The organism is Pusillimonas sp. NJUB218, from assembly GCF_003788685.1.
GTDB lineage: Bacteria > Pseudomonadota > Gammaproteobacteria > Burkholderiales > Burkholderiaceae_B > Neopusillimonas.
Window position 1 is genome coordinate 1 of record NZ_NQMK01000016.1, and the last position, 22281, is coordinate 22281.

The 22281-nt window shown below is 51.5% G+C and carries 23 protein-coding genes and 2 pseudogenes; 10 read left to right on the forward strand and 15 right to left on the reverse strand.

Annotated features, from left to right (window positions below):
• The 6 genes from tcmP to CHR62_RS15180 form a co-directional block, all read left to right on the forward strand.
• On the forward strand, positions 1-550 hold a 550-nt coding region (gene tcmP, locus CHR62_RS15155), incomplete at its 5' end, for a three-Cys-motif partner protein TcmP (protein WP_123661496.1).
• 153 nt (positions 551-703) lie between these two features.
• A complete protein-coding gene (locus CHR62_RS15160) occupies positions 704-1234 on the forward strand; it encodes a LexA family transcriptional regulator (protein ID WP_233575038.1) in 531 nt (176 codons plus the stop codon).
• 20 nt (positions 1235-1254) lie between these two features.
• Positions 1255-2034, forward strand: a complete 780-nt coding sequence (locus tag CHR62_RS15165; RefSeq protein WP_123661498.1) for a DUF5131 family protein — start codon at positions 1255-1257, stop codon at positions 2032-2034.
• Between the two features lie 61 nt (positions 2035-2095).
• Positions 2096-3358: a three-Cys-motif partner protein TcmP gene (locus CHR62_RS15170; RefSeq protein ID WP_123661499.1), complete on the forward strand. Its 1263-nt coding sequence runs from the start codon at positions 2096-2098 to the stop codon at positions 3356-3358.
• Between the two features lie 335 nt (positions 3359-3693).
• Complete coding sequence (locus tag CHR62_RS15175; protein WP_123661500.1) at positions 3694-4236, forward strand: SLATT domain-containing protein; 543 nt, start codon at positions 3694-3696, stop codon at positions 4234-4236.
• Complete coding sequence (locus CHR62_RS15180) at positions 4221-5597, forward strand: reverse transcriptase domain-containing protein (protein WP_199722969.1); 1377 nt, start codon at positions 4221-4223, stop codon at positions 5595-5597. The genes CHR62_RS15175 and CHR62_RS15180 overlap by 16 nt, the downstream gene beginning before the upstream one ends.
• A 157-nt stretch (positions 5598-5754) precedes the next feature.
• On the opposite strand, the gene CHR62_RS15730 is transcribed toward CHR62_RS15180, so the two are convergent.
• Complete coding sequence (locus CHR62_RS15730; RefSeq protein ID WP_199722975.1) at positions 5755-5979, reverse strand: hypothetical protein; 225 nt, start codon at positions 5977-5979, stop codon at positions 5755-5757.
• 519 nt (positions 5980-6498) lie between these two features.
• Here CHR62_RS15730 and CHR62_RS15890 point away from each other — a divergent pair.
• Together CHR62_RS15890 and CHR62_RS15190 are read left to right on the forward strand one after the other, a co-directional pair.
• Entirely contained in the window at positions 6499-7476 is a 978-nt protein-coding gene (locus CHR62_RS15890; protein WP_233575044.1) for a metallophosphoesterase, read from the forward strand.
• Between the two features lie 480 nt (positions 7477-7956).
• Entirely contained in the window at positions 7957-8775 is an 819-nt protein-coding gene (locus tag CHR62_RS15190) for a hypothetical protein (protein ID WP_199722970.1), read from the forward strand.
• A gap of 166 nt (positions 8776-8941) precedes the next feature.
• Here the strand turns inward: CHR62_RS15190 and CHR62_RS15195 are convergent, their stop codons facing one another.
• From CHR62_RS15195 to ssb, 7 genes are all read right to left on the reverse strand, one after another.
• A complete protein-coding gene (locus tag CHR62_RS15195) occupies positions 8942-9421 on the reverse strand; it encodes a hypothetical protein (RefSeq protein ID WP_123661503.1) in 480 nt (159 codons plus the stop codon).
• 647 nt (positions 9422-10068) lie between these two features.
• Positions 10069-11070 carry an ArdC family protein gene (locus tag CHR62_RS15200; RefSeq protein WP_123661504.1) on the reverse strand — a complete coding sequence of 334 codons (1002 nt, stop codon included), beginning with the start codon at positions 11068-11070 and terminating at the stop codon, positions 10069-10071.
• Between the two features lie 773 nt (positions 11071-11843).
• Entirely contained in the window at positions 11844-13745 is a 1902-nt protein-coding gene (locus CHR62_RS15205) for a ParB/RepB/Spo0J family partition protein (protein ID WP_123661505.1), read from the reverse strand.
• 14 nt (positions 13746-13759) lie between these two features.
• Complete coding sequence (locus CHR62_RS15735; protein ID WP_199722971.1) at positions 13760-13924, reverse strand: hypothetical protein; 165 nt, start codon at positions 13922-13924, stop codon at positions 13760-13762.
• An 80-nt stretch (positions 13925-14004) separates the two neighbouring features.
• Positions 14005-14235: a hypothetical protein gene (locus CHR62_RS15210; RefSeq protein ID WP_123661506.1), complete on the reverse strand. Its 231-nt coding sequence runs from the start codon at positions 14233-14235 to the stop codon at positions 14005-14007.
• A 10-nt stretch (positions 14236-14245) separates the two neighbouring features.
• Positions 14246-14665, reverse strand: coding sequence for a hypothetical protein (locus CHR62_RS15215; protein ID WP_123661507.1), 420 nt, complete (start codon positions 14663-14665; stop codon positions 14246-14248).
• A gap of 112 nt (positions 14666-14777) precedes the next feature.
• Entirely contained in the window at positions 14778-15233 is a 456-nt protein-coding gene (gene ssb, locus CHR62_RS15220; RefSeq protein WP_123661508.1) for a single-stranded DNA-binding protein, read from the reverse strand.
• A 679-nt stretch (positions 15234-15912) separates the two neighbouring features.
• On the opposite strand from ssb, the gene CHR62_RS15225 reads away from it, so the two are divergent.
• On the forward strand, positions 15913-16425 hold the full coding sequence (locus tag CHR62_RS15225) for a hypothetical protein (protein WP_123661509.1): 513 nt from the start codon (positions 15913-15915) through the stop codon (positions 16423-16425).
• Positions 16426-16460: 35 nt separating this feature from the next.
• The gene (locus CHR62_RS15230; protein WP_123661510.1) at positions 16461-17090 is read left to right on the forward strand and encodes a hypothetical protein; all 630 of its coding nucleotides are present in this window, start codon (positions 16461-16463) and stop codon (positions 17088-17090) included.
• Between the two features lie 81 nt (positions 17091-17171).
• Here CHR62_RS15230 and CHR62_RS15235 read toward each other — a convergent pair.
• The 7 genes and pseudogenes from CHR62_RS15235 to CHR62_RS15260 form a co-directional block, all read right to left on the reverse strand.
• Positions 17172-17402 (reverse strand): annotated as a pseudogene (locus tag CHR62_RS15235) (transposase); the annotation flags it as partial.
• Positions 17403-17614: 212 nt separating this feature from the next.
• Entirely contained in the window at positions 17615-18553 is a 939-nt protein-coding gene (locus CHR62_RS15240) for a LysR family transcriptional regulator (protein WP_119517080.1), read from the reverse strand.
• 27 nt (positions 18554-18580) lie between these two features.
• Positions 18581-19579 carry a ferredoxin--NADP reductase gene (locus CHR62_RS15245; RefSeq protein ID WP_082731750.1) on the reverse strand — a complete coding sequence of 333 codons (999 nt, stop codon included), beginning with the start codon at positions 19577-19579 and terminating at the stop codon, positions 18581-18583.
• A gap of 13 nt (positions 19580-19592) precedes the next feature.
• Complete coding sequence (locus CHR62_RS15250; RefSeq protein ID WP_158607285.1) at positions 19593-20180, reverse strand: aromatic-ring-hydroxylating dioxygenase subunit beta; 588 nt, start codon at positions 20178-20180, stop codon at positions 19593-19595.
• 14 nt (positions 20181-20194) lie between these two features.
• A complete protein-coding gene (locus CHR62_RS16020; RefSeq protein WP_370318070.1) occupies positions 20195-20911 on the reverse strand; it encodes an SRPBCC family protein in 717 nt (238 codons plus the stop codon).
• A 240-nt stretch (positions 20912-21151) separates the two neighbouring features.
• Positions 21152-21526, reverse strand: a pseudogene (locus CHR62_RS16025) (aromatic ring-hydroxylating dioxygenase subunit alpha); the annotation flags it as partial.
• 31 nt (positions 21527-21557) lie between these two features.
• Positions 21558-22268: a type 1 glutamine amidotransferase gene (locus tag CHR62_RS15260; RefSeq protein ID WP_082731417.1), complete on the reverse strand. Its 711-nt coding sequence runs from the start codon at positions 22266-22268 to the stop codon at positions 21558-21560.
• Positions 22269-22281: the final 13 nt, after the last annotated feature.

Sequence of the window (22281 nt, forward strand, 5' to 3'; positions counted from 1 at the left end):
CTCACGGCGCGTTTTCTTGCGTTTGCCGACGTACTCGGCTTCGGAAAAACTCAACTGGCTCATCGGGTTCACTCGGATCGGGCTGTTTTCAATAACTTATATTCTGACAGGTTCGTTGGACTTGTTCAGAGGTTCCTTAGCTCTTGCCTATATTGACCCTTACAACCTTGAGTACCTGTCCTTTTCTATTATTCAACGGTTAGCGAAATTACAAAGTATAGATTTCGCCGTTCATTTCAGCACAATGGACCTAACACGAAACATTGATCTGGAACTTAACCCGCAGCGTGGTCGATTCGATCACACCTTACCAGGCTGGCGTACTAAAGTACCCTCAAATGAGCTATCGAAAGCAAGCTTGCCCTCTTGGTTCTTTAATCAATGGTGTGGCGCCATCGAATCACTCGGATTCAAAATAAGCCACCAAATGCCACTGATTTCAAACGGCCAAGGTAGCTCTATTTATCGCCTAGTTTTTTTCTCACGTCACCCTTTGGCAGATCGCATTTGGGGCGACGTTGCTAAGGAGCGAAATCTGTCACTTTTTTAAGCGTTAACTCAACTGCCGTCCAATTTTCAGCTTGATTAGTGGACGATTGTCTACTAATATGCGCACATGGCTAGACCCAATCATGACCACATTCATTTACGCTGCCTTCGCGACACTTATGCTCGACTTGGGTGCTTTCCCTCGTATGCGCAGATGGCGATAGCACTGGGGTTTAAGGCCAAGAATGCAGCTTATAAACTTACTCAGAGACTAATCGCCTCTGGACATCTGATGCGTTCCGTTGGGGGACGACTTGCACCTGGCCCATACTTTTTTACGGCAGAGATGACCGATAAAGAGGTGCGAGCCAGCTTTGAAGTTGAGAGCGAGGCCTCTACCATCATGCACTCTCAAGCCATTGAACATTTGATAGTGACGAAGCCATCTCAAACTGTCCTATTAAAAGTTCGGGGCGACTCGATGGTAAACGCTGGTATTCATAGTGGCGACATTGCTGTGGTGGAAAAAAGCAACCAAGCAACCTCTGGTCAAATAGTGGTTGCAGAAATTGACGGCTACTTCACAATCAAGCAATTTCAGTCAAAGAGCGATGGGACAGCCGCGCTCGTCTCACGGGATGAACAAAATCGCACAGTAACGCCCAGGCAGACATTTAATATCATTGGGGTGGTCAAAGGAATTATCCGAAGTTACCACCCACCTGCTGCAGGCAGAACCGCCTAAGTTGGAAAGGAGCTTTCGCGATGACTACAACAACGACTATCGAATGGACCGAACAGACTTGGAATCCAACTGTCGGTTGCACCAAGATTTCTCCGGGATGCAAAAATTGCTACGCTGAGACCATGGCTAAACGCCTCAAAGCAATGCAAACCCCTGGGTATGAGAATGGATTTTCTCTAACTTTATTGCCCGATAGACTGGATGACCCAGTCAAACGCAAAAAGCCGACGGTCTACTTTGTGAACTCCATGTCCGACCTGTTCCATGACCGCGTGCCTGACGCATTCATTGAAAAAGTGTTCGACACCATCACCAGAACGCCGCAGCACACGTACCAAATATTGACAAAACGTGCTGCACGAATGGCAAGGTTTTTCAAAAATCGACCGGTCCCAAACAACGCATGGCTAGGCGTTTCAGTCGAGGATCGCAAATATGGCGTTCCCCGCATCGAGCATCTACGCAAAGTACCTGCGCGAATTCGCTTTCTATCCGTAGAGCCTCTGTTGTCGGACATCGGCAAACTGGATTTAACAGCTATTCACTGGGTGATCGTTGGCGGAGAGTCCGGCCCTAAAGCTAGGCCAATGAAAATGGAGTGGGCAGACTCGGTGCGGCAACAATGTCAAGAACAAGGCGTCGCTTTTTTCTTCAAGCAATGGGGAGGCTGGGGCGCTGACGGCAAAAAACGGGCAAAGTCTGCAAACGGACGCGAACTAAATGGGCGTACTTGGGATGAAATGCCACTACAGCCTCAGCGGGCAGATTGCAATGTAAGTCTTGTAGGTGCTCAAGCTTGATCTAATTTTTTGAGCGTGGCATAGTTCAAACGTCAAGAACATAGATAGCGACTCCGACGTTATGCCTCACTACCAATGGATTAAAGGCAATACCCCACCAAGATTAAAACGGCATAGCGAGGTTAAGCACAATCTGTTGCGTGACTATCTCGTTAACTATTTCTTGACTCTGGTAGCCATGCCGCAGCAAGACCGAATTCAACTAACAATTGTGGACGGTTTTTGCGGCGGAGGATTATATTTAAACGAGGAATTTCAAGAAGTAGTCGGCTCGCCACTCGTGATTCTAGAGTCCGTAAAAGAAGCAAAAGCTCAGATTGAAATTCGACAAAGCAGACGCAAACCGATCGATATCGACGTCGTGCTAATCTGCATCGATGAGTCCAAATCAGCTCTTGAGCATTTGAAGTATGTTCTAGAGTCCAAATCCTATGGGCCCGAACTGGCGACGGGGAGAATTGAGCTAATTCACGGCAGTTTTGAAGAGCACTATGCCGCTGTAACTGAACTTGCCCATAGTCGTAGTCGAATAGCAGGGCGAGCACTTTTCATTCTGGATCAGTACGGTTACAACGCCGTGCCAGTACCTTGTCTGCAAGGCATTTTTGCTAAGCTCAAGCGAGCGGAGATTATCCTTACATTCGCCATCGACGCTCTACTAACGTTTCTTGATCCCAACAACTTGTCTTCATTTGAGAAGACTACAGGTCTTGATACTGACATCAAGCCAGACGATCTCGACAACATCAAACAATCTCCTCGCTGGCGGGGAGATTTGCAATCAAAACTCTACAGCCGCCTTACCAGCCAAAGCGGAGCCCGTTATTACACGCCGTTCTTCATACGACCTGAACGCGGCCATGGCGACTTTTGGTTACTACACCTTTCCCAACACTGGAAGGCACGAGATGTAATGGCAACCGCTCACTGGGAACACAACAATCATTTTGCACACTATGGTCAAGCCGGTATTGATATGTTCTCGACGGGCTATATTGGAAGACTTGATGACACCAACAAGTTGCAACAAGGCTTTGATTTTAGCCCTATCGCCGCCGAAGTCAGTAAAGAAACAATGTTAGGGCAGATCCCAAGAATATTATTCGATGGCGCTGATGGAATAAGTTACGAAAAATTTTTCCTAGATGTCATTAACACAACTCCAGCAAACCAGGAAATGGTGAAAGCAACCGTTTTGGAGCTTCATCAGCTTGGCGAGATTCGGATCCTAGATGAGCGCGGAGAGGCTTCACGGGCTCGTAGCAACATAAAACCGACCTATCGCCTGAAACTCCCCGCACAAAAATCATTCGCCTTCAAGTAGCCTGAGCTGGACAATGCAGCTTTTCTATAAATAGAATGGCCTCCATCCAGCGGTTTTCATTTTATCCACCAGCCAGACGCGTCAATCAACACTTGATCTCTGCATTTTGCCTCGACACGAAGAGCACACAACTTGAGGCACGCTTTGCATTCTACCAATCGGTGTCAATGTAAAATCACCGAGGAAGAAGCAGGTTTTTCCTCTCGCGTAAGTGAGGGCGGTTCTGATAATAAACGGTTTCGGCCGTTGGGCGTGCGCCCACCGATCCCCTTTGGGATGTTCAATGTACTCAAATCCCCCTGCTTTCTTCCCCTATTATCTATGGAGAAATATGCGTGAAGGACAAGATTTGGTTTACATACAAGGCACGCATTCAGGCTCATAAACGCTTGGAGTGGCTTGATTTTCACTCTCAAACCTTACTCGTATGGTACGCCATTCTCAGCACAACCCTTGGCGTGCTCGTTGTTCGCTATGAACATGTTCTTGGCCCTGATACCGATTTACTGGCGGCCGTTTTATCGGTGGCCTTACTCGGCGTTTCCCTTGCGGTGACAAATCGCGACTTCAGAGGAAGATCCATGACAATGCGCAGCAACTACCTGCAACTGCAAAAATTGTATAACGAGATACCCAATGACACCTCAGCCACTTCTGCGCAGATAGATCGATATAACGACCTTCTCGCTGAGTCCGAAAATCATACAGAGGCTGATGATCGAATAGCCCGCTTTTTGACACACGGGCTTTCTAGCCGACACCTGACATTTTTTGAGCATTTGTCTGCTTTGGGCTGGCTCTTTCTACGCCTTATAGTCACTTGTTCGCTCTATGCTCTGCCTTTGGTCGTAGGGATATATGCTTGGGTGACCAATTGAGTGCTGCTCGAAGTTTTAAAAAGCACTTTACTCGCAGAAACTTGCTTGAAATCTACACTAACAAAATTAAATCATCGGGTGCAATTGGGCTCGATCGTACTCGACCGACACACCTTGAGAATCGCTTGAACGATGAGCTTGACCTAATTATCCGAAAAGTTCACCAAGGCAGTTATCGCTTCACGGCCTACAAAGAAAAGCTGATCCTTAAAGGCGCGGACTCTCAGCCTCGACAGATCTCAATCCCAACCGCTAGAGATAGGATCGTACTTCGAGCTTTGTGTCTCTGTCTTACGGAAATATATCCCTCTGCAAAACTCTCATTACCTCAAGAAGTCATCAATAATTTAAAAACGGGAATGACATCAGGAAAGTACGCAGAGTACGCGAAAATCGACCTGAAGAATTTTTACCCGTCCATCCCCCATTGTCTAATCAAAACAACGCTCTGGAAGACAATTCGAAAACCAGAGCTTAGAAACCTGATCATGGCTGCAATCACCACGCCAACCGTACCTGAATCCAAGGGTAAAAAAGACACACCGGATTCAACAATAGGCGTACCTCAAGGCCTTTCGATTTCTAACCTATTGGCTGAGATTGCACTAAAAAATATTGATGCCGCATTTATGGCCTGCCCTAGCATTTGGTACAAACGCTACGTCGATGACATTCTGATCCTTGCTCCCGAAGGTCAAGCCAAAACGGTAGCGAATGAGCTGATAGCCTCGTTAAAAAATCTAGGGTTATCTCCTCATGACTTCGGCCCAGACTCGAAGTCAAAAGTTGCATCTCTCACGCAACCATTCGGCTTTTTAGGATATCAAATTGCAAGCGGGCAGGTCCTCGTCCGCCAGGAAAGTATTCTTCGATTTGAGTCTTCACTCGCGAAGATTTTCACTGCCTACAGGCATAAGGTAGCGACCGCGCGTTCTCACAAAGACTTGCAACGCGCCAGAGCATACTGCGAATGGAAGGTAAATCTCCGAATCACAGGCTGCTACTTTGGTTACAAACGCAGAGGCTGGGTATCGTATTTCTCCCAAATCACCTCGACAGCACAACTACGTTCAATCGACCATACCATCAGGAAGCTTACGCAGCGATTCGTACTTCAAGACCACATCAAAACAAAATCGCTCATAAAGACGTTCTATGAGTTGAAGCGTGGAAAAACTGGCAGGCATACCTACATCCCGAACCTGGATGATTGCGATATCCACCAGAAGCGAGCGCTTTTGGCCATCTGGATCGGAGACGAAGCCAAGAGCCTACCTGAACATCGCATTGAGCACCTCTTTCTGGTCAAAGTGGCCAAGGCTGTTCAAGAACTTGAAGTAGACATTGCCAACGCGTCTTAGTGCTGGTTACCATGCAACCAAAATATTGTATTTATTTACTTAAGCAGAATGGCATATCGAATAGGCTTACTCAGCAAAGCCTTTGTTAGCTGTCCAATCCGGCGACTTGGATATTTCGGCAAGCATTCCATTATGAATCTGTATTGCAATCTACAATTTACGATAAAAATTGGTTGACGTCGCACCGCCGGTGCCGTTCATAGCGGTCGATACGACGACCACTAGTCGGGATCACGACTCCCGCGCCAAACGGCCCCGTTCTGGGAGTTAGAGCACGGCCAATCTGATCGTAGCCAGAGCCCGAATAGGTCATCTCGATTTGAAATTTCAAGCCTTTGGGCGTAGCAGAGGAAACATGGGTGCGCAATTTGACCTCAACCATATCAATCTCGTGGGGTATCTTACGGACGAAACCGGTATTGCCTCGCCTCGCTCTGACCGGCATACGATCTTGACGTTTTTAATGTCACTTGCCTACGGTCAGAATCTCATCAGCTCGACCCAGGGGTCACCAAACGACTGGACTCGGCAAGTCATAGACGCAGCACGTTACCAGCTCGATCGTGTCAACTCACACTTCGACGAGCCTGACAACAAGTGTCCGGTGGACTCAAAGCAGTTCCTGGATCCACTCCGAACATACTTCACCGGCTACGACTTCTACGCGCTCGTCCTCCCGGGTGACAATCATAGGCGCGCCGAATCCGCACTAGGCTTCTTCAGGGAGGCTGGCTATAGCTCAGGCTCGAACGGACTGATTCTCCTCCCCTCACAGCCATATGAACCTGGACTTGCTCAGTTCGTTGACCCCTTTCCGGCGCTGCGTGCCCTTGCGGATCAACCCATCGCGCCACCCTGTGTCCTTTTTTGGACGCGGCTCGGCAGCGCCTGCGCCCTGTCTATGCAAGATGCCTTCAACTTTCTACGTCATGACCTTCTGTCAGCTCTTTCGAGTGGGCTAAGGGCAACAACCGATGCAATAGCCTTCCAAGCGTCTCGACAACGCTCCAAACGCATACTTCATCTCAGTGACCTACATATCGGGCTTGCGGAGGCGACTCAACGCCGGTCGTATCTTAAGCGACATGTAAAGAGCATGCTTACTACAATTGATCGAGTGGCAGTGACTGGAGACTTGTTCGACACGCCATCAGATGAACTGCGCGCCTCATTCGACGAATTCCGCCATGACATCGAAGACGGTACCAGAAAGCGATTACTGGTGGTTCCGGGCAACCACGATATGCGGACCAAAGGCAATGCGATCGGCGGTTTGGGAAGAAAGGCGGAATACGTTACGGACCTTGACTGGTCACCCCTCGAGGTTGATCACGATATGCAAACAGTGTTCTTTTCATTTAACTCGTGCGAGACCGGAAATTTCGCTCGTGGTGGCGTGAGCTTGCGCCAGCGTCTTTCTCGCGCCGAAAAGCACGAAAAAGAGATGTCTCGCGGAAAGCAGGTACGCGATTACTTCAATATCGCCCTGGTCCATCACCATCCGGTGGACTATAGCTCGCAGCCAACAGCGCTGTACGAGCGCATACTCGCTCGGTTGGGTGGCGATAAACAGTTCATGGCCTTTGAGGAATCGGAAGGCTTCATAAATTGGTGTGTCGGCCGACAGGTTGGCTTGGTACTCCATGGGCACAAGCACATTCCACACTTGGCGACGGTTCGTACGGCCCAAGGGGGGGAGGTGACAGCCGTCGGGTGTGGATCCAGTGTCGGAGCCGAGGGTAAGCCGATGTGCTACGACGTAATCACGATCGAACCCTTGACAAAACGCTGGAGCGTAAGTTTTTACCAAGACGTGAGGGGTGATGGAAGCGGCTTCACTCTTCAGAACGTGGCACTTGACCTTCGCGCCTCGCCTTGAAACATTCTGCGTGTTCACTAAGACCAAAATTGACCTCTTCAGCTTAGGATCGGTGGACACCACTTGTAAACGTCAGGTTCCGTTACTGAGCAGCAATCTAAATAAATGCTCTCCAAAACTCTAACTCAGCCAGGCGGCAAGTGCATCGCTAACGGGCTGGAAGCTACCCCTGAGGCAACTGTCAAAACATTGGTGTAGATTATTGTCGTGCCGACCCCCGAATGCCCCAACAACTCATAGTATGTGAGAATGTCGGTGCTCAACTGAAGACAAGTACGCGGCGAAACTGTGACGCAAGGTATGTGCTGACACAGGCTTACAAGTAGGCTATAAGCACCGTTCAGCGTTTTCCACGTGCCAATTTAACCATCAGAGCCAGTAATGGACTGCGAGTTGGTTCAGTCAAAATTAGATTAGGCTTCAAATTTTCGGGTTATGCGACTATCACGATCTCTTTGCGCGGCAGTTGGTGAATCACTCATGGGTTCTCATGCAACTCTGGATGCCCTCTTCATAGCGGCAGGTGCACCAGGAGAGCCTCCCAACTTATCACACGGTTCTAAATGGAAAGAGTGGCTCTTTCGCGCAGGGCAGGACCCCACGGTAGACAGTCTCGCAGTACTTGGTAATGTCCTCGAAGAGTTCATGGATCTGGCTCCAATGGCTGGAACGAACGAGTACGACGCTTGGACTGAAAGGCGCATGCGGGTCGAGCATGCACTCGAAGAGAACGGACTGCGGTACTACCGCTTTGGTCGTATACTGCCTCAAAGTTTAGTAGGCGAACATCCTGAACCGAACGACCGTGGCGCGTCTCAGACACCACCTAAACCAACAAAAGTCGAAGAGCTTCTTGAGGTTGTTGTCCGCGGTTTACGACGGGCAATGCACCCTTTGACCCATCGTAGAAAAGGCACACAACAGCTCTCATTCGGAAACGAATACGACGTCCAAGACTTACTTCATGCGCTATTGCGCCCTTGGATTAGCGACATTCGACCTGAAGAGTTCACACCGAGCTATGCTGGTTCCAGTACGCGAATGGACTTCTTGCTGCCGGCGCACAAACTTGTAATCGAGACGAAGATTGTGCGCGACAGAGCGCATGTGAGACGAGTAGGCGATGAACTGATCATCGACATCGAACACTACCGCAGACATCCTGGTTGCGCTGCCCTTTGGTGCGTCATATACGACCCGGATCACCTCATAACCAATGCCGAAGGTCTCAAGAATGACCTACAGGGAATGCGAGCCACACCTGATGGTCAAGTCCATGTCCGAGTTTTTGTCTTATAGCGTGCCGTTCCAGTACTGACGCGTAGCTAGTCCTTGCCGCGTACTAGCTCCGATAGCCACCAAACCCAACGTTGAGTGACTACTGTTTCTTGTGATCATCCCCTACTGTTGGCCGATAACAGCCAAAACAAGACTGATTCTAAAGGCCTGCAATATAAACCACCATCTAACCAGTCGACTTTTGTCCTCTAGCCTGCCTGACGATTTGCTCCAGATCAATATGGCCCTCCCGAATTCTTTTCAGATCTGCCTTTGTCAATTGCTGACGATCAAGCTGCCCTTTCGCCGCTTCAACTGAGGGCGAATCAAATAATTCATTCCATGCCTTTGGCACAACGCCATTCGATGAAAAAGGTTGTTGAATCAAATGTGATTCCGTTCGGCTGACAACCACGCTATCCCGTTTTTTCCGCCAAAGATAAATAGCTTGCTTAAGCGAGGACGGCTTAAAAGGCACGCCTCCCTCCCCCAGTTCCTGAGCCAAGAAAGCTATCCCAAAACCCTGCTTCATCAGAGCATCGATCATAGGTAGGAGGGCTCTGACCTGCACCCGCCTTGGTACAAACTGCAAGTCAACCAGCATCTGCCGAAGAATCTCAAGCTGCTCGCAGGGAGGTGTGTTCTGTGCCATCTCAAATACATCCATAGGTTACGGACTAATCACTTTATTAAGACTTACCTTTGGTTGACTTTACACTTACTTTTTGCTTATTTCAATGACTTTTAATTGACTTTATACTTACTAAATAATTACTTATAACTGACTTTTAACTCACCATGTCTAATAGGCCAACTCAATTAGGGCAATCTCACCTCGCTGTCATACACGCAAATCCTTTATCCATGCGGGTTTGCGCGTATGTTGTATTACGCGATGCAAACACCCTCTCAAAAAAACTCCAATTTTGGCAATGGTTTACGGCACCCGCAGGGTGCGTACTGTGTGGTGACCTTAAGGGAGAAAATCCAAGGGGATTTGCAGCCTTAAGGGAACCAGCCCGTAAGGGCAACGTCCACCCATGGGGCCCCAACTGGCGAAGCCAGGTGGGGAAGCACGACCCCCAAAGATGCCACCAACACCACACCGACAACATACGGACTGCACCTGACACGGCCATCACCGACACGCACCAAAAGATAACGCGCACACACGCTAACCGGCCCAACAAATAGCGACCCCACATAATGCGACGCAGGCACCGAGAACGTCACAACTTAAGAGAACGCCCCACCCTAAAACCCCATAAAAAAACCCACCGCACGGGTGGGTTAATCAGACTGAGTTGCTCAACACTACGCGGCAATCTTGTAGTCATCACGCTGGTCGACCGTCTTATCGGCAATGTCCAGTAGATAGTCAATTGCAGCACCGGCATGCTTGGCTGCCGTGAATATTGCATTCTTGTCGTTCTTGAGTACCTTGATCCAGCTTGCCATGTATGAGGCGTGGTTCTCAACGGTTGCCGCAACGAATCCAAAATGTCCAGCCAAGAACGCGGCCCCCAGTTCTGCCACCAGTTCCTCAAAAGCATAGGACTCGTCGCCAAACCGGGAGGTCTTGGAAAAGTTTCGATCCAGCCGACTGGCGTGCCCTGTCCAGTGGGTTAGCTCGTGTAGCACCGTGGCGTAATAGTTTTCGGGTGTCGTGAAGGCCTCGCGTGGCGGCATGTAAATTTCGTCTGTACTGGGTCGATAAAACGCCCTGCCCCCTTTGTGCGTAATTGCTGCACCGCTGGCAAGTAAAAAGTCTTCGGCCGCACCGCATGGTTCGAATACCTTGGTTGTGATGACTGATTCGTCGGCCAGCAGCTCGGCGGGTAGGTTTTCGATTTGATCTAGATTAAAGAGGTGAAACGGCTTTGCCATGGGAAAAAATTGCGCTTCATCGTCCTGGGCTTCTTTCTTTTTGATCATGTCAAAAAACACGCACGTAACCGACTTTTCGCCTTTTCGCACGTTTGCACCAACTGCCTGCGCTTGTTTGTAGGTCATCCATCGGTTAGTGGTGTACCCGGCATCTGCGGTCGCCACCCAGAGCAACAGAACATTGACGCCTCGATACGGCGCGCCGGTGGTGGCGTTGACGGGCATACCGTTTGCTGCGGCAACGGCCCATGTCTTTTGCCACTGAGCCGGTCCGGCTTGCATCAGTTCAATGATTTTGTCGGTAATGTCTTGCTTGAGGTCTTTACCCTTTTTGGGGGTTTGCACTGCTTGTAGGTGAGCCTCGGGGGGTGTGGGGGGAACGCCCACGGTGTTTGCTGTTGGGGTGAGGTTGTGCGTGGTGTCAGTCATGATTACTCCCTTGTGTCCGTTGTGTTGTTCTGCTCGTTGGAGCCGCCTCGACGTATGAAAAGCGCAGCCACTTTTTCAAGGCCAGGGCGCTGTAAGCGGCCCCGGCTGGCTGGCGCGGCCCGCAGCGAAGCGAGGACACGGGCCTGACGGGGCGAACCCTTGCCTTGAAAAATGGCATAGCGATACGTCGGTAAAGGGGCGGCTCTGGCGTGCAGATCAACAGGCTGACAACGAACAAAGGCATGGACTGATCTGTCAGGCGTTTACAACCTCGGCACAACAGCGTCGAGTTATTTACACCAGGACTTACTTTTGGCTGTGGCTATCCCGCGCCAACGGGTCGACGACTGGCCTGCATACTCTCGAAATGGTGAACCACGGCCATAAACTGCTTGGGATCATCGGTCGCACCCGTCTCCCGCCAATGTTCGATCAAGACGGTCTGCAAATGAGGGGGATATCGACGTAGCGCACGGTTAGCTCTACGCCAGGATTTATTCAATCTCGGGTGACGGCCATACGGTTCAAGTCTAAGCATTGTGCTGTCTCCTTTGCTGCATCCGGGCGACCTGGACGGCCATACAACGCAGCATGCGTGCTGTACCCGGGTTAACCGATTTTCTGGCTGAGATGAGTAAGGTCTTGACCGCAGCTGAAGTGTTGCCTAAAGGCATAGGCTGCGGTTCAGTTCGAGGCGTGACGATAATGGCTGACATAAGCAACTCCCAGTACGCAGTCAGGCACGGCCCTAGGGGCCGTACTTGCTTTCATGTTCAGTGAGACGTTTCGGTTTTGATGCGCAATGGTGTCGGCACCCACGGCTTATCGGCTAAAAGCTGCTGCGCTTGCTGGGCAGCTTCGGTCTTTTTCATCTTGGCTAAAGGAAGGGCCGACTCGGCACCCAGCACTTCGGTCACGACATTGACCAGCTGCTCTTTGTTGACGTGGCCTAAATAGCTTTCTGCTGTGGCTGTCCACCACTGCGCCGGATCAACGCCAGTTGTATGCGCGAGGCGATCCAGTTCTGTTGGTTTAGTGTCATCTTGAAATTGAATACCTTGGACGGTGCCAGCGACACAATAGGCCAACAGTTGCAAAAGGGTTTCAGTGTCCTGCGCTAGAGCCCAGGCCAAGACATCGTCACTTAACTCCCCCTGCTCATTAGTGGGCAGCGCGTTAAGCCAGTGGCTGCGCAGTTCCTGCATCGTCTTTGCGGCCTTACTGTCTTTAAAGTCGGGTGCGTTACCCCGTAGGTCTTCGTGCTTCAGCGTGACGCCTAACCCGAACCCACCATAAGCAAAGTAGCCGGTACCGAGAACAGAGCGCGCCAACTGGGCAACGAGAACCGCCAAAGCAATTGTGGGCTTGGTGGCCAGATCCGCGGCCACGATGCCGACTTTGTGGGCTGAGAGTTGGCGAACCAATCGCTCGGAATGAACCGGGCGGGTTTTCGGTACGGGTAACGACCCCAGACACGCGGACTGGCCCAGCTCTTTGGACAGTTGGCTTGCGCGTTGGCGATCTTCGGGCCGGATCAAGCCTCGGCTAATCTGTACTTCACCCGCGCTGTTGACGTAAACAACCGCACCGGCAATTTCTTTGGCAGTCGCACCCCAGACCTCTGCTTCAATTTCAATCTTTTCGCGCGCGAACTCTAGTTCTTCGGTTTCTTGGCCGAGTCGTCGCCATTGCGCGTGATCTTCCTCTTCGTCTCCCAGGCTCTCTTGTTCGGCTTCGATAGCGCTGAGTCGTTGGTCGATTGCCTCGATCGCTGCCTGTTGCTCCTGTGAAAACTCCCCAGTTTGCGCGTAGACCCGTCCAAAATTCATCCATGCCGAGTCATAAGCCGGTTTAAATTCAACCCATGACCAGCCTTCCTGCTCGATGTCGGCTGCGACGGTTTGCAATTTTTCAATGGCGAGCCGTTCAAGTAATGCGACATCTTCCAAGTACAGTCCACGTCCATCGTCCTGCGCGAACAGATCCTGATAGCTTCGCCCACCCGCGGCGTGGTAGGCATCTAACCCGACAAACTGCACTACGGGACTCGACGCTGTGATTGCTCCTTGAGTCATGCCTTTACGGATCGCATGTGAATTATTGCAACTCCACTGGTCAAGCGATTGCCAGACCTGAAGCTGCAAGGCTTGATCTTCATTCACAGTAAAAGCCATCAACGCTTCAAGTGACATCTCGTCGTTGCGATAGGCTTGCATCAACTCAGGGGCGACCTGCGCCAAGCGAAGCCGACGACGCACCACCGCGGGGCTTACACCAAACCGGGCGGCTACGTCCTCGATACTGCTGCCCTGATCAACCAGTGCAGCGAAGGCTTCAAACTCGTCGGCCGGGTGCATCGCTTCACGCTGTACGTTCTCGGTGATCGAGGCCTCCAAGGCTTGCTCGTTGTCTACCTGCGTTACCCATACTGTGGCCTCTTTAGCCCAGCGGCCGGACTCAATCAACGTCTGCATGGCTTGCAAACGACGGCCACCGGCAATGACCTCATAAGTGCTGCGTTTTTTGCCTTTGGTGACGACAAGGTTTTGCAGCAATCCTTGTGCCTCGATTGAATCGGCCAACTCCGACAGACTTACCTGCCCGGGCGTCTTACGTGCCTGGTAGCGTGTGGACAGGGTTAGTTTGGCAACTTCGATTTCAAAGTGCGTGCTCATGTCAGTTCTCCTAATCAGTGGTGTGTAATAGACGAAGTGGGAATTGAGGGCGTTGGGTCTCGCAACAGGCTGGCCAACTGGCCCAGCTCACGCACCGTCATGGCCGGTAGCCGCAGGGATTTGCCTTGAAGGTGGGAATTGCGCACAAGTGCGGCAAGTTTGGTAAGATCGAGTTGCATTACTAAAGACTCCCTAAGTGTTTTGTGATGTGCGCCTCTGACGGGTCCAGCCGTCGGGGGCTTTTTCATTTGTGGACGGGTTAAAGAAAAACGGTTCTGCCGTTGTGGTCACGAAACTGTGTTGTTTCGATGTCTATGGCTATCCAAGACTCAAAATCAGGGGTGATTTGCAGTTGCCCTTTACGCACCCGGGCACCGAACGCTCTGGCGCATCCGGTCGATGGGTAAAAGCCTGCACAATATTTTTCGTGGTGCTGATTGAGCCGTTTGGCAGCGCGGGTGAGCCGTTGGGTGTTTTTGGCGATAGTCATGGACAATCCTTTAAGCATTTACGGGTGAAATAAATGACAGGTTGCGTGAGACAGTCTGGGCGGCGGCACACATGTCGCGCCCGATCGCACCGACTTCCTGCTCGATGGCCTCGGTTGTCATTGCTGCAAAGCGCTCGGCGTACAGCCGAATTGCCCGAATAACCAAATCAGCGACGTCCCGGTCGTCATCAATCAGACGGGTAACGAATTCCGGAAAAGAGCGAGCTGTGGCGGCGCGGTTCAGTGCCAACTCGGCGGCCACGGGTGCCACGACGGGGCGCAAGCCATAGGCGCGCAGCTTTTTCATGGATGCGTTCATGATGCGGATGAAGTAAGTACGTACCGCCAAAACCACGAAGCGCTCTTCACGCCGGGCGGTCGTTGCACGAAGCAACAAACGAATTGCGGTATCGGGTTGCAGTGTGGTCATGGTCGGCTCCTACGGATGGTTGTTTGTCTTTGGCCGGTAATCCCCCGGCCTGGGCTTGAATCATCTGGGGCGCAAAGCACCGCCCTAGGCGGCGCTTCTGAGCTTTACACCCTCATTCAAAAGGGATGTCGCCGTCTAGATCGTTGGCCTGGAGTGCTGGTTTGCCTTTGTTACCTCGCCCTTTGCCACCTTTGGGTGCTGGCTGCTGTTGTGACTCGTTCGATTGCCCCGGATTACCGCCAAGAAGCTGCATTTCTTCTGCGACGATTTCGGTGCTGTAGCGATCCGTGCCGGTTTCTTTGTCTTGATACTTGCGTGTTTTGATGCGGCCCTCGATGTAGACCGAACGCCCTTTTTTCAGGAACTCACCCGCGATTTCAGCCAAGCGGTTGTAGAACACCACCCGATGCCACTCGGTTTCTTCGCGCTTTTCGCCGCTATGGCGGTCTTTCCACTGGCTAGTGGTGGCGATTGATACGTTGCAGACGGCAGCGCCTTCGGGGCTGTAACGCACTTCTGGGTCACGACCGAGATTGCCTACGAGGATGACTTTGTTGACTGATGCCATGGTGACTACTCCTTTAAAAAGTGCTTACGCACGGTATGGTTTTTAGTGCTGACCGGGCCTGAAGATTCGGGAGCCCGATGCGTAGGTTTTCGTGTATCGATTTGTGCGGTACAGGTGGTGCGTTTTGCCGCCAGTCCTGTGAGTTCCTCCGCCCGTGCCGTACTGGATCACGTAGCGACAAACGTAAAGGGGTCGTGGAATAAATAGGGAGCGCAGCGACCGGCTTTATGCCGCGAAAGCCCCTTGCAGTGCAGGCGCGCAGTGATACACGTCGGTGTTTAGGGGCGAGAGGGACTTACAAGGACAAGGCATGCAGCAACCGTGCACATGTCGATCACGGCCGGCGCGGCGAGCGCCCAAGCTGGCTTGCCAGCCAAGTTCGGCCGAATGGCCGCGGGCAAGCGTTAGCGCGCAGCGTCGTTAGACGCGAAGGGGTGAAGGATCAAAGCCCGCCAGGGGCAAGACTGCGAAAGCAGGCTTGAAGCGCAGCACGCGAGCCTGACCCGCAGGGGCACCAAAGGTACGACCTTGATTTAGCGCCCTTTCGTAATAACAAAGAGCGCTATACGGGTACTGGCTTCGAGTGAAGTAACCATGTACAGTCAGTCAATGAGTTTCATGAAGCGCTATCGGTACAAATAAAGCATCAATTTAGTACATGACCCATTTTGAGGTGTCTATGAATCAGATGAACACACATCTTGACAAAGCTAGAATGGCAGAACGCCTAGATACGATCGCTAAACGCATCGGTTTTACTCTTTGGCAACTACAAGAATTAGAGGGAGCAGCTGCAACCTACTACGTGCTCATTGCCAAGGCATCACCTGGCATGGGTATTGATCCCGGCCTGGAGATAGTAGATGGGTACCGAAGCAAGCCGTTTGGTACTACGGTAAAAGCCCTGAAAAGCTCAGAAAAAGTACCTTCAGAGCTAATGGTGCGTTTTCAAAAGCTGCTTGAGGAAAGAAACTGGCTTGTCCATAACTCAAGGAGCACCAGCAGTTCAGCTGTGCATGATGAGGCTGCATTCGTGCAGTTAATTCAACGAGTTGATGCCATAGAGAATCAAGCACTTGGCCTACTCAAGGAAATACCCAAGCAAATGGAAGCATTTTTATTGAGTCATGGATTTAGCCCTGAGGTTATATCCTCGGCAGCACAACAGGCACGTAATCAGGTATATCGCTAACCCGTCATTGCGCATTTTGCTTTAAGGAGGCACACGTGCAGGATCTGACCGATCAGGTGGAAAAACTAAGAACGATTTTTATACGTTCCAGCACAGCTGTGCCGATGGCAGATGAGGCCGATGCGAATGAGGTATTACAACGCTACAGGAATATTCGGGACGCATCGGATCGTCTCTTTGATTTACTGATCGTCCTGGAAAATACGGGCCAAACGGTTAACACCTTACGCGCTTTATCCAGTCATTTCTTTTTGGCGAATGTATTGGACATGGCAAGCGAACCGATTGCCGAGGCACTCAACAATATTAGGGCATGTCTACCCGGAGTCGTCCAAGCCGATGGAAATAAGATTCCATCCCGTCCCATTGAACCAAGCGCACCTGCCATTGCTCAAGTCGATGCCTTCGTGCGGCATTTCGACAATGAGACGGAATGGCAGGAAGCGATGCTCATAGGTCGTGCCTTGGCAGTCCTCAAGCAATATCCATTTTCCAATGCTCAAACGAAAGCTGTTGCAGACGCTGCGACTCGGGTCAAACGGCTCGGCTATTCTTTTTCGATCCACTCCGGCAAATACCACCTAGTCGATGCTGATTTATTCATTTTGGCCGAAAACGGCCATTCAAGACGCTGCGTCACGCCGACAACATGGGTCTTTGCATGACGCTGCGAGGACGGTTTAACCGGTCAGCATCCCCCTCCCACGCCAATGCCGTCAGAATCGTCCTCACGGCGGTGCCTTTTTTCAGGCGCAAAAAAAGGACCTGCAAGAAGGGTACCCCTTCTTGGCAATCATACGCAGCAACCATTTGAGGTTGTAGCCCGCCGCGCACAACACGGCATGCAACTTGTCGCCTTCTTCACCCTTAAGGTGGCAGCGATCCATCCGGTGATTCGCTTTCAAATGACCGATAATCGGTTCAATGGCTTGTCTGCGTTTCAGCTGCTTTCGTTCCAGCGCCGTCAGCCGTTTGGGTTTGCCAGCGTATTCGGCTTCAGAAAAACTCAATTGGCTCAACGGGGACTTCCGTATCGGGCGATTCTCAACAACCTACATTTTGACAGGTCCGAGGGACTTGTTCAGATCTTCCCAAAGTCTGCCAATGCCTGAATGCCTATGTTGAACCGAAAATGCGGCAATTTCAGATAAGTACAGGGGCAGCTGAACCCATTGCGGAATCGAACGGATCATCGTGGTGCGAAGGGTTGCATCCAGCGGTTTAATTCTTGTTGAAGTAAATTGGCCAAATCAAGCTGCCAGGGCGCCCGCAAGTCAAATCTGCTGATCATCCAGAGTTCGGTCGTCACGTCAGCTTGGGCAGGATCAACTTTTTGCAGGCCCGGGTAATCTACAGCCATCACCGTGGGCATAATGGCAACACCCAGACCGTTTTCACATAACCGTGCCAACATCGAAAAGCTGTCAGACCACGCCACCACTTTTCCGGAAAGCCCAAATTCGGTTCGGTCCAACGACCCATACGTGAACGTATGGTCGCTGTGCGAAAACCCCAGATTCATTCCCAGAAAATGATGTTGCGCTGTACGGTTGGCACGGGCACCACCCATGCTTTGGAGATAACTTTTGCTGGCATACACATTGATGGGGACATCACCGATTTTTTTGATTTTCAGTGAACTGTTACCCTGCACTGGTCGCGCCAGCCTGATTGCGATATCCACCTGATCTTGCTTGAGGTCAACAAAATGCGTTTCGGTGGTGATGTTCAATACCAGACGGGGGTGGCGTTCTCGGAAATTGGTAAAGGCGTTAGCGAAACGGTGAGCAAACGCATCCAGCAACGAAATTCTGATAACTCCCGCATCGTCCTGAACTGCAAGGGAAAACCGCTTGGCCGCTTCTGCCATGTCCTGTGCAGCGTCAACCAGTTTTTGTAAGTCGGCAGAAACTTCCCAGCCCCTTTGGGTACGAATAAAAACCGTGCGGCCCAGCTGCTGCTCCAGGGCTTGAATCCGGCGCCGAAGCGTTGAATGGTCAATCCCTTCCATTTCGGCAGCAACGGCGTAGTCTCGATGGCGTTCAAGCGCCAGAAAAGTGCGCACTAAATCCCAGGGTACGGCGGCATCTGGTCCGATCTTTCTGGTACTTGAGTGTTTTGTCGGCATTGTGGTTAACCTTGCCGAAAAGACTGCCTACGGAAACCGTATGACAATTTTTTCAGTGCGCGCACGCGACCGGCAAGCAAGAATCCAGCCATCGTCTTCATCATCTTCGTCCAGTACCTCGTTCTCAAGCCGTTCAACGTTGCCCTCTACCAGTCGGCACATGCACGATGCGCACTCACCCACCCGGCAGGCGTACGGCACAGGCAAACCAGCCTTCAGCATCGCCGCCAGCAAGGTTTCATTACCTGTGACGATCACTTCATGTGTAGCTCCGGCAATAGTAACTTCAAGCGTCGCCTGTTTGTCAGAATCGGTACTGTCGCCCTGCTCATCATTGGCGGCAAAACTTTCAAGGTGGATGCGTGTTTCAGGAACCCCAAACCCCTTTGCAGCGGCAACTATGGCCTGCATAAACGGTTCTGGACCGCAAATATAGGCGTCACCATGCGCGGCCAACATTGGGCGGAACGTTTCTGCATCAGGCAGCCCTGTCTCTTCGTCGAACCAGTACTGCACATTGAAGCGGTTAGCATAATGCGCCAATAGTTCGTTTAGTGCGTCCAGAAGCATTACTGTTGCACGATTGCGATTCGCGTAAAACAAGGTTACCCGGACCTGGCTGCGCTCAAGCGCCTGGCGGGCAAGGGAAACAATCGGCGCAATGCCGCTACCCCCTGCAAACAACTGAACGAGCTGTTGCGGTTCTCGAAGTAAAAACCGCCCGGCAGGCGGCATCGCCCTGATGGAATCGCCAGCACGCAAAGTGTCGCAAACCCAGTTTGACACTAGCCCACCAGGAACACGGCGAACCAGTACATCGATTCCCCCGTCGTTGCGAGACCCATTGGTAATGGAGTAACAACGCCATTGTGGTGTATCTTGAGGACCACCTTCCAGCGTCAGGTACTGACCGGGCTGAAAACCAAAAGTGCCTATTTCAGCCGCATTAGGCTTCAGGCTCAGCAAAACAGCATCGGTTCCCTGGGGGGTGATGCGGACAACATTCAGGGTGTGTGCTTCTATCATCTTCGCAACCTGACTACAGGAAAAAGGAGTTATTGCCCTGAGGCGCATCACAATTGAGCAAATTCACCTGCTTCACGACGATCTTCCAATCGTTTTGATAGCGTCGCAAGGCAAAGCCGTACCATCCGGCAAGAGTACGCAAATGGTCAGTCTGATGTTCTGCCATCATGAAGTTACATCTCACACGCCATTCGTCGGTCTGACCTGGTGCTGGCCAGATTTCCAGAGCCCCGCAAATACGGGAGGTTCGTGAAACGGGCCACTGTGAATATGCCAGCCCGGTTCCCAGCCGGGCTACCCGGTCAATCAGGCGACGGCGGTCGTGAAATTCAAGGGTCACCTTCTTGCGCGGGTCAGCGGCATCGCGTTCAGCCGGTATCCAGTACGCACAGTGGTCATCGTAGAGCGTAAGCCAGCGATCAAAGTGCTGGTCATCCAGCAGCCTGCATTCCCGGCTGACAAGGTGCATGATGGCGCGTTCGGTGTCGATATCTACAGGCGCTGTGCATCGGTCAGTGCTATGCCGAAAATCAGTCGATAACTCAACCAGCCAATCATAAAAGCGCTGGTTCACATAGCTTGAATCGGGTTCATATTTCATGCGTGCCTCCTGAATCATAGTTTTGTTTTCTCAACGTTCAAAATGGGTTGTACCGACATCAGTGCCCGCCATTTGTTGAAATAGGCCCGCATATGCAGCTCGGATGTGACCGGATTAGCGATAAGACCCGGTGCTTCTTCTTCATCTTTGCCGGTTTCAAAATGCCGGCTGATATCAATCCATTCGTCATCCGGACTGGTTTCCATACCGCGCTGACACTCTTCAAAATTACTGGCGTCATCCATTTCGCCCATAATGGGAAAGTCTTCTTGTGTCCGCATGCGCATCGACTGCATGTCATCATCAGCATCGGCACGTTGTGTGGCATACCAGTGCACCAGGACGTCATTGGCTGAAACTGGTTGTAAAACTTGGATCTGGTTACCAATAAACAAAAGGTTGGGGAAAATGTTCAGGTTCATACCCGCTCCGACAGCACTGTCTAGCACTGCGCTGACTATTTCCGGTTTGTTCGTATTTCGAACATGAGCCTCGAAGGCTTCGCGACCGGGCTGCGGCCGCTGCTGGTTCCAGGCTGAGTCGTTATGCATGTCGGGGCGCTGGTCAATCAGCGTGTGGCCGTTACCCAAGTCATACAGCTTCATGTTTGAACGATCAGCGTCGGCAAAGTACGACATGTCGCCACCGCCATAGCGATCATTGGTCATTTTCAGCAACGACTGGTGTGAAAACGGCACGTGATAGCCGTCACCTGCATTGTCGTAAACCACTTTCCAGTTGCATTTGAGTTTGAAGCGCTGCGCACCGGCAACGCACAGGTTTTCGTGCCCCCCTTGGTGGTTCAACCAGTCATCAATAAACCGTTTGGCATGGCCGAGGTGTTCTTCCAGTCCGGGTGCCTTGTCATTCAGTGTCGCAAACACCAGCCCTTTATAAATTGCCACTTGCGCTGGACGGGCCAAATGCATATCACGTGCTTTGAAGGTCTTTCCGTAGGCAGTTTTTCCAGGTACACCAAACAGCTGTCCACGACTGTCGTACTTCCAGCCGTGATACGGACATGTAAACGTAGAGGCTGTCCCACCGGGTTCACGGCACACTGTTGCTGCACGATGTGAGCAACGATTCGCAAATACGGTAACTTTGTTGTCCCCTTTACGGCTGACGACGAAATTACGTGTGCCTATCCATACTTGCTTGAAATCGTCTATGCCCGGGATTTCGCTTAGGTGCAGCAAATATACCCAGTTCGCGGCAAAGACTCGATCCATTTCCAGCGCAAAAATATCGGGGTCGGTGTAAACCCGTCGATGAACGCGATCTTGCTGGACGAGTTCATCTAACGCCAGGGCGTTTGAGCCCGGCCTTATAGCAGTGGTACTCATAATTTTTTCCCTAAATAAATGACGTGTCAGCTCATAGGTGACCGTCTTTCAACAGGCGCCGGATCAGCGCCAAAATGCCCTCCCGGTTCACCGGCTGTGTTGACTCGTGCTCGATGGCTTCCCATTGGGTTTGGTCAAACGCATCCCGGTGAAACGGCATGAACATTTTGCGTAGCCATGACGCATCTGATTCCGGGTGTCCCTGAATGGCCAGAAACCGGTTTTCGGCCAGAAAAATCTCGTGAGCAGCTGACGGTGATGACGCCAGAAGCACACTGTCTGGTGGCAGTTTCAGAACGCATTCACCATGACTTTGAACCAGCGTGATGTCGTCTGTAATTTCGGGCCATTGTTGCGTGATCGAAGGCGACAACCACTTCAGAGATTCCACTCCTAGACGAAACTGACCGCTTTCGTTACGCCCGACCCGGCCATCTAGTGCCGCCGCCAGAGCCTGGGCTCCGAAACAGATACCCACGACCGGTGCAGCAGAAGTTGCGCGGACGTCACGAATGAAGGCAAACAGGCGTTGAGTCAATGGGGCATCAAGGTCATCTACTACCGATTTTTCACTGCCGCTGATGACATAACCGTCATAATCCTTTACCTGCTCAGCAAAGTTAGGGTCGGCGGGAGACAGGACATCCCATTGCCCCGTACCGTCAGATAATTGACCCAGCATGTAGTCCCGATATTCCAGCAACATGTTGTCGGAACACCATATCAATGCAAACTTTTTCATAACTGTCCTTATG

Coding starts and splice junctions, on each gene's coding strand:
- CHR62_RS15260 (WP_082731417.1), bottom strand. CDS start 22,268: ATGAAAAAGTTTGCATTGATATGGTGTTCCGACAACATGTTGCTGGAA.
- CHR62_RS15890 (WP_233575044.1), top strand. CDS start 6,499: ATGCAAGATGCCTTCAACTTTCTACGTCATGACCTTCTGTCAGCTCTT.
- CHR62_RS15215 (WP_123661507.1), bottom strand. CDS start 14,665: ATGACCACACTGCAACCCGATACCGCAATTCGTTTGTTGCTTCGTGCA.
- CHR62_RS15165 (WP_123661498.1), top strand. CDS start 1,255: ATGACTACAACAACGACTATCGAATGGACCGAACAGACTTGGAATCCA.
- CHR62_RS15210 (WP_123661506.1), bottom strand. CDS start 14,235: ATGACTATCGCCAAAAACACCCAACGGCTCACCCGCGCTGCCAAACGG.
- CHR62_RS15195 (WP_123661503.1), bottom strand. CDS start 9,421: ATGGATGTATTTGAGATGGCACAGAACACACCTCCCTGCGAGCAGCTT.
- CHR62_RS15170 (WP_123661499.1), top strand. CDS start 2,096: ATGCCTCACTACCAATGGATTAAAGGCAATACCCCACCAAGATTAAAA.
- CHR62_RS15245 (WP_082731750.1), bottom strand. CDS start 19,579: ATGATAGAAGCACACACCCTGAATGTTGTCCGCATCACCCCCCAGGGA.
- CHR62_RS15250 (WP_158607285.1), bottom strand. CDS start 20,180: ATGAAATATGAACCCGATTCAAGCTATGTGAACCAGCGCTTTTATGAT.
- CHR62_RS15225 (WP_123661509.1), top strand. CDS start 15,913: ATGAATCAGATGAACACACATCTTGACAAAGCTAGAATGGCAGAACGC.
- CHR62_RS15200 (WP_123661504.1), bottom strand. CDS start 11,070: ATGACTGACACCACGCACAACCTCACCCCAACAGCAAACACCGTGGGC.
- CHR62_RS15240 (WP_119517080.1), bottom strand. CDS start 18,553: ATGCCGACAAAACACTCAAGTACCAGAAAGATCGGACCAGATGCCGCC.
- CHR62_RS15205 (WP_123661505.1), bottom strand. CDS start 13,745: ATGAGCACGCACTTTGAAATCGAAGTTGCCAAACTAACCCTGTCCACA.
- CHR62_RS15190 (WP_199722970.1), top strand. CDS start 7,957: ATGGGTTCTCATGCAACTCTGGATGCCCTCTTCATAGCGGCAGGTGCA.
- ssb (WP_123661508.1), bottom strand. CDS start 15,233: ATGGCATCAGTCAACAAAGTCATCCTCGTAGGCAATCTCGGTCGTGAC.
- CHR62_RS15160 (WP_233575038.1), top strand. CDS start 704: ATGGCGATAGCACTGGGGTTTAAGGCCAAGAATGCAGCTTATAAACTT.
- CHR62_RS15735 (WP_199722971.1), bottom strand. CDS start 13,924: ATGCAACTCGATCTTACCAAACTTGCCGCACTTGTGCGCAATTCCCAC.
- CHR62_RS15730 (WP_199722975.1), bottom strand. CDS start 5,979: ATGGTTGAGGTCAAATTGCGCACCCATGTTTCCTCTGCTACGCCCAAA.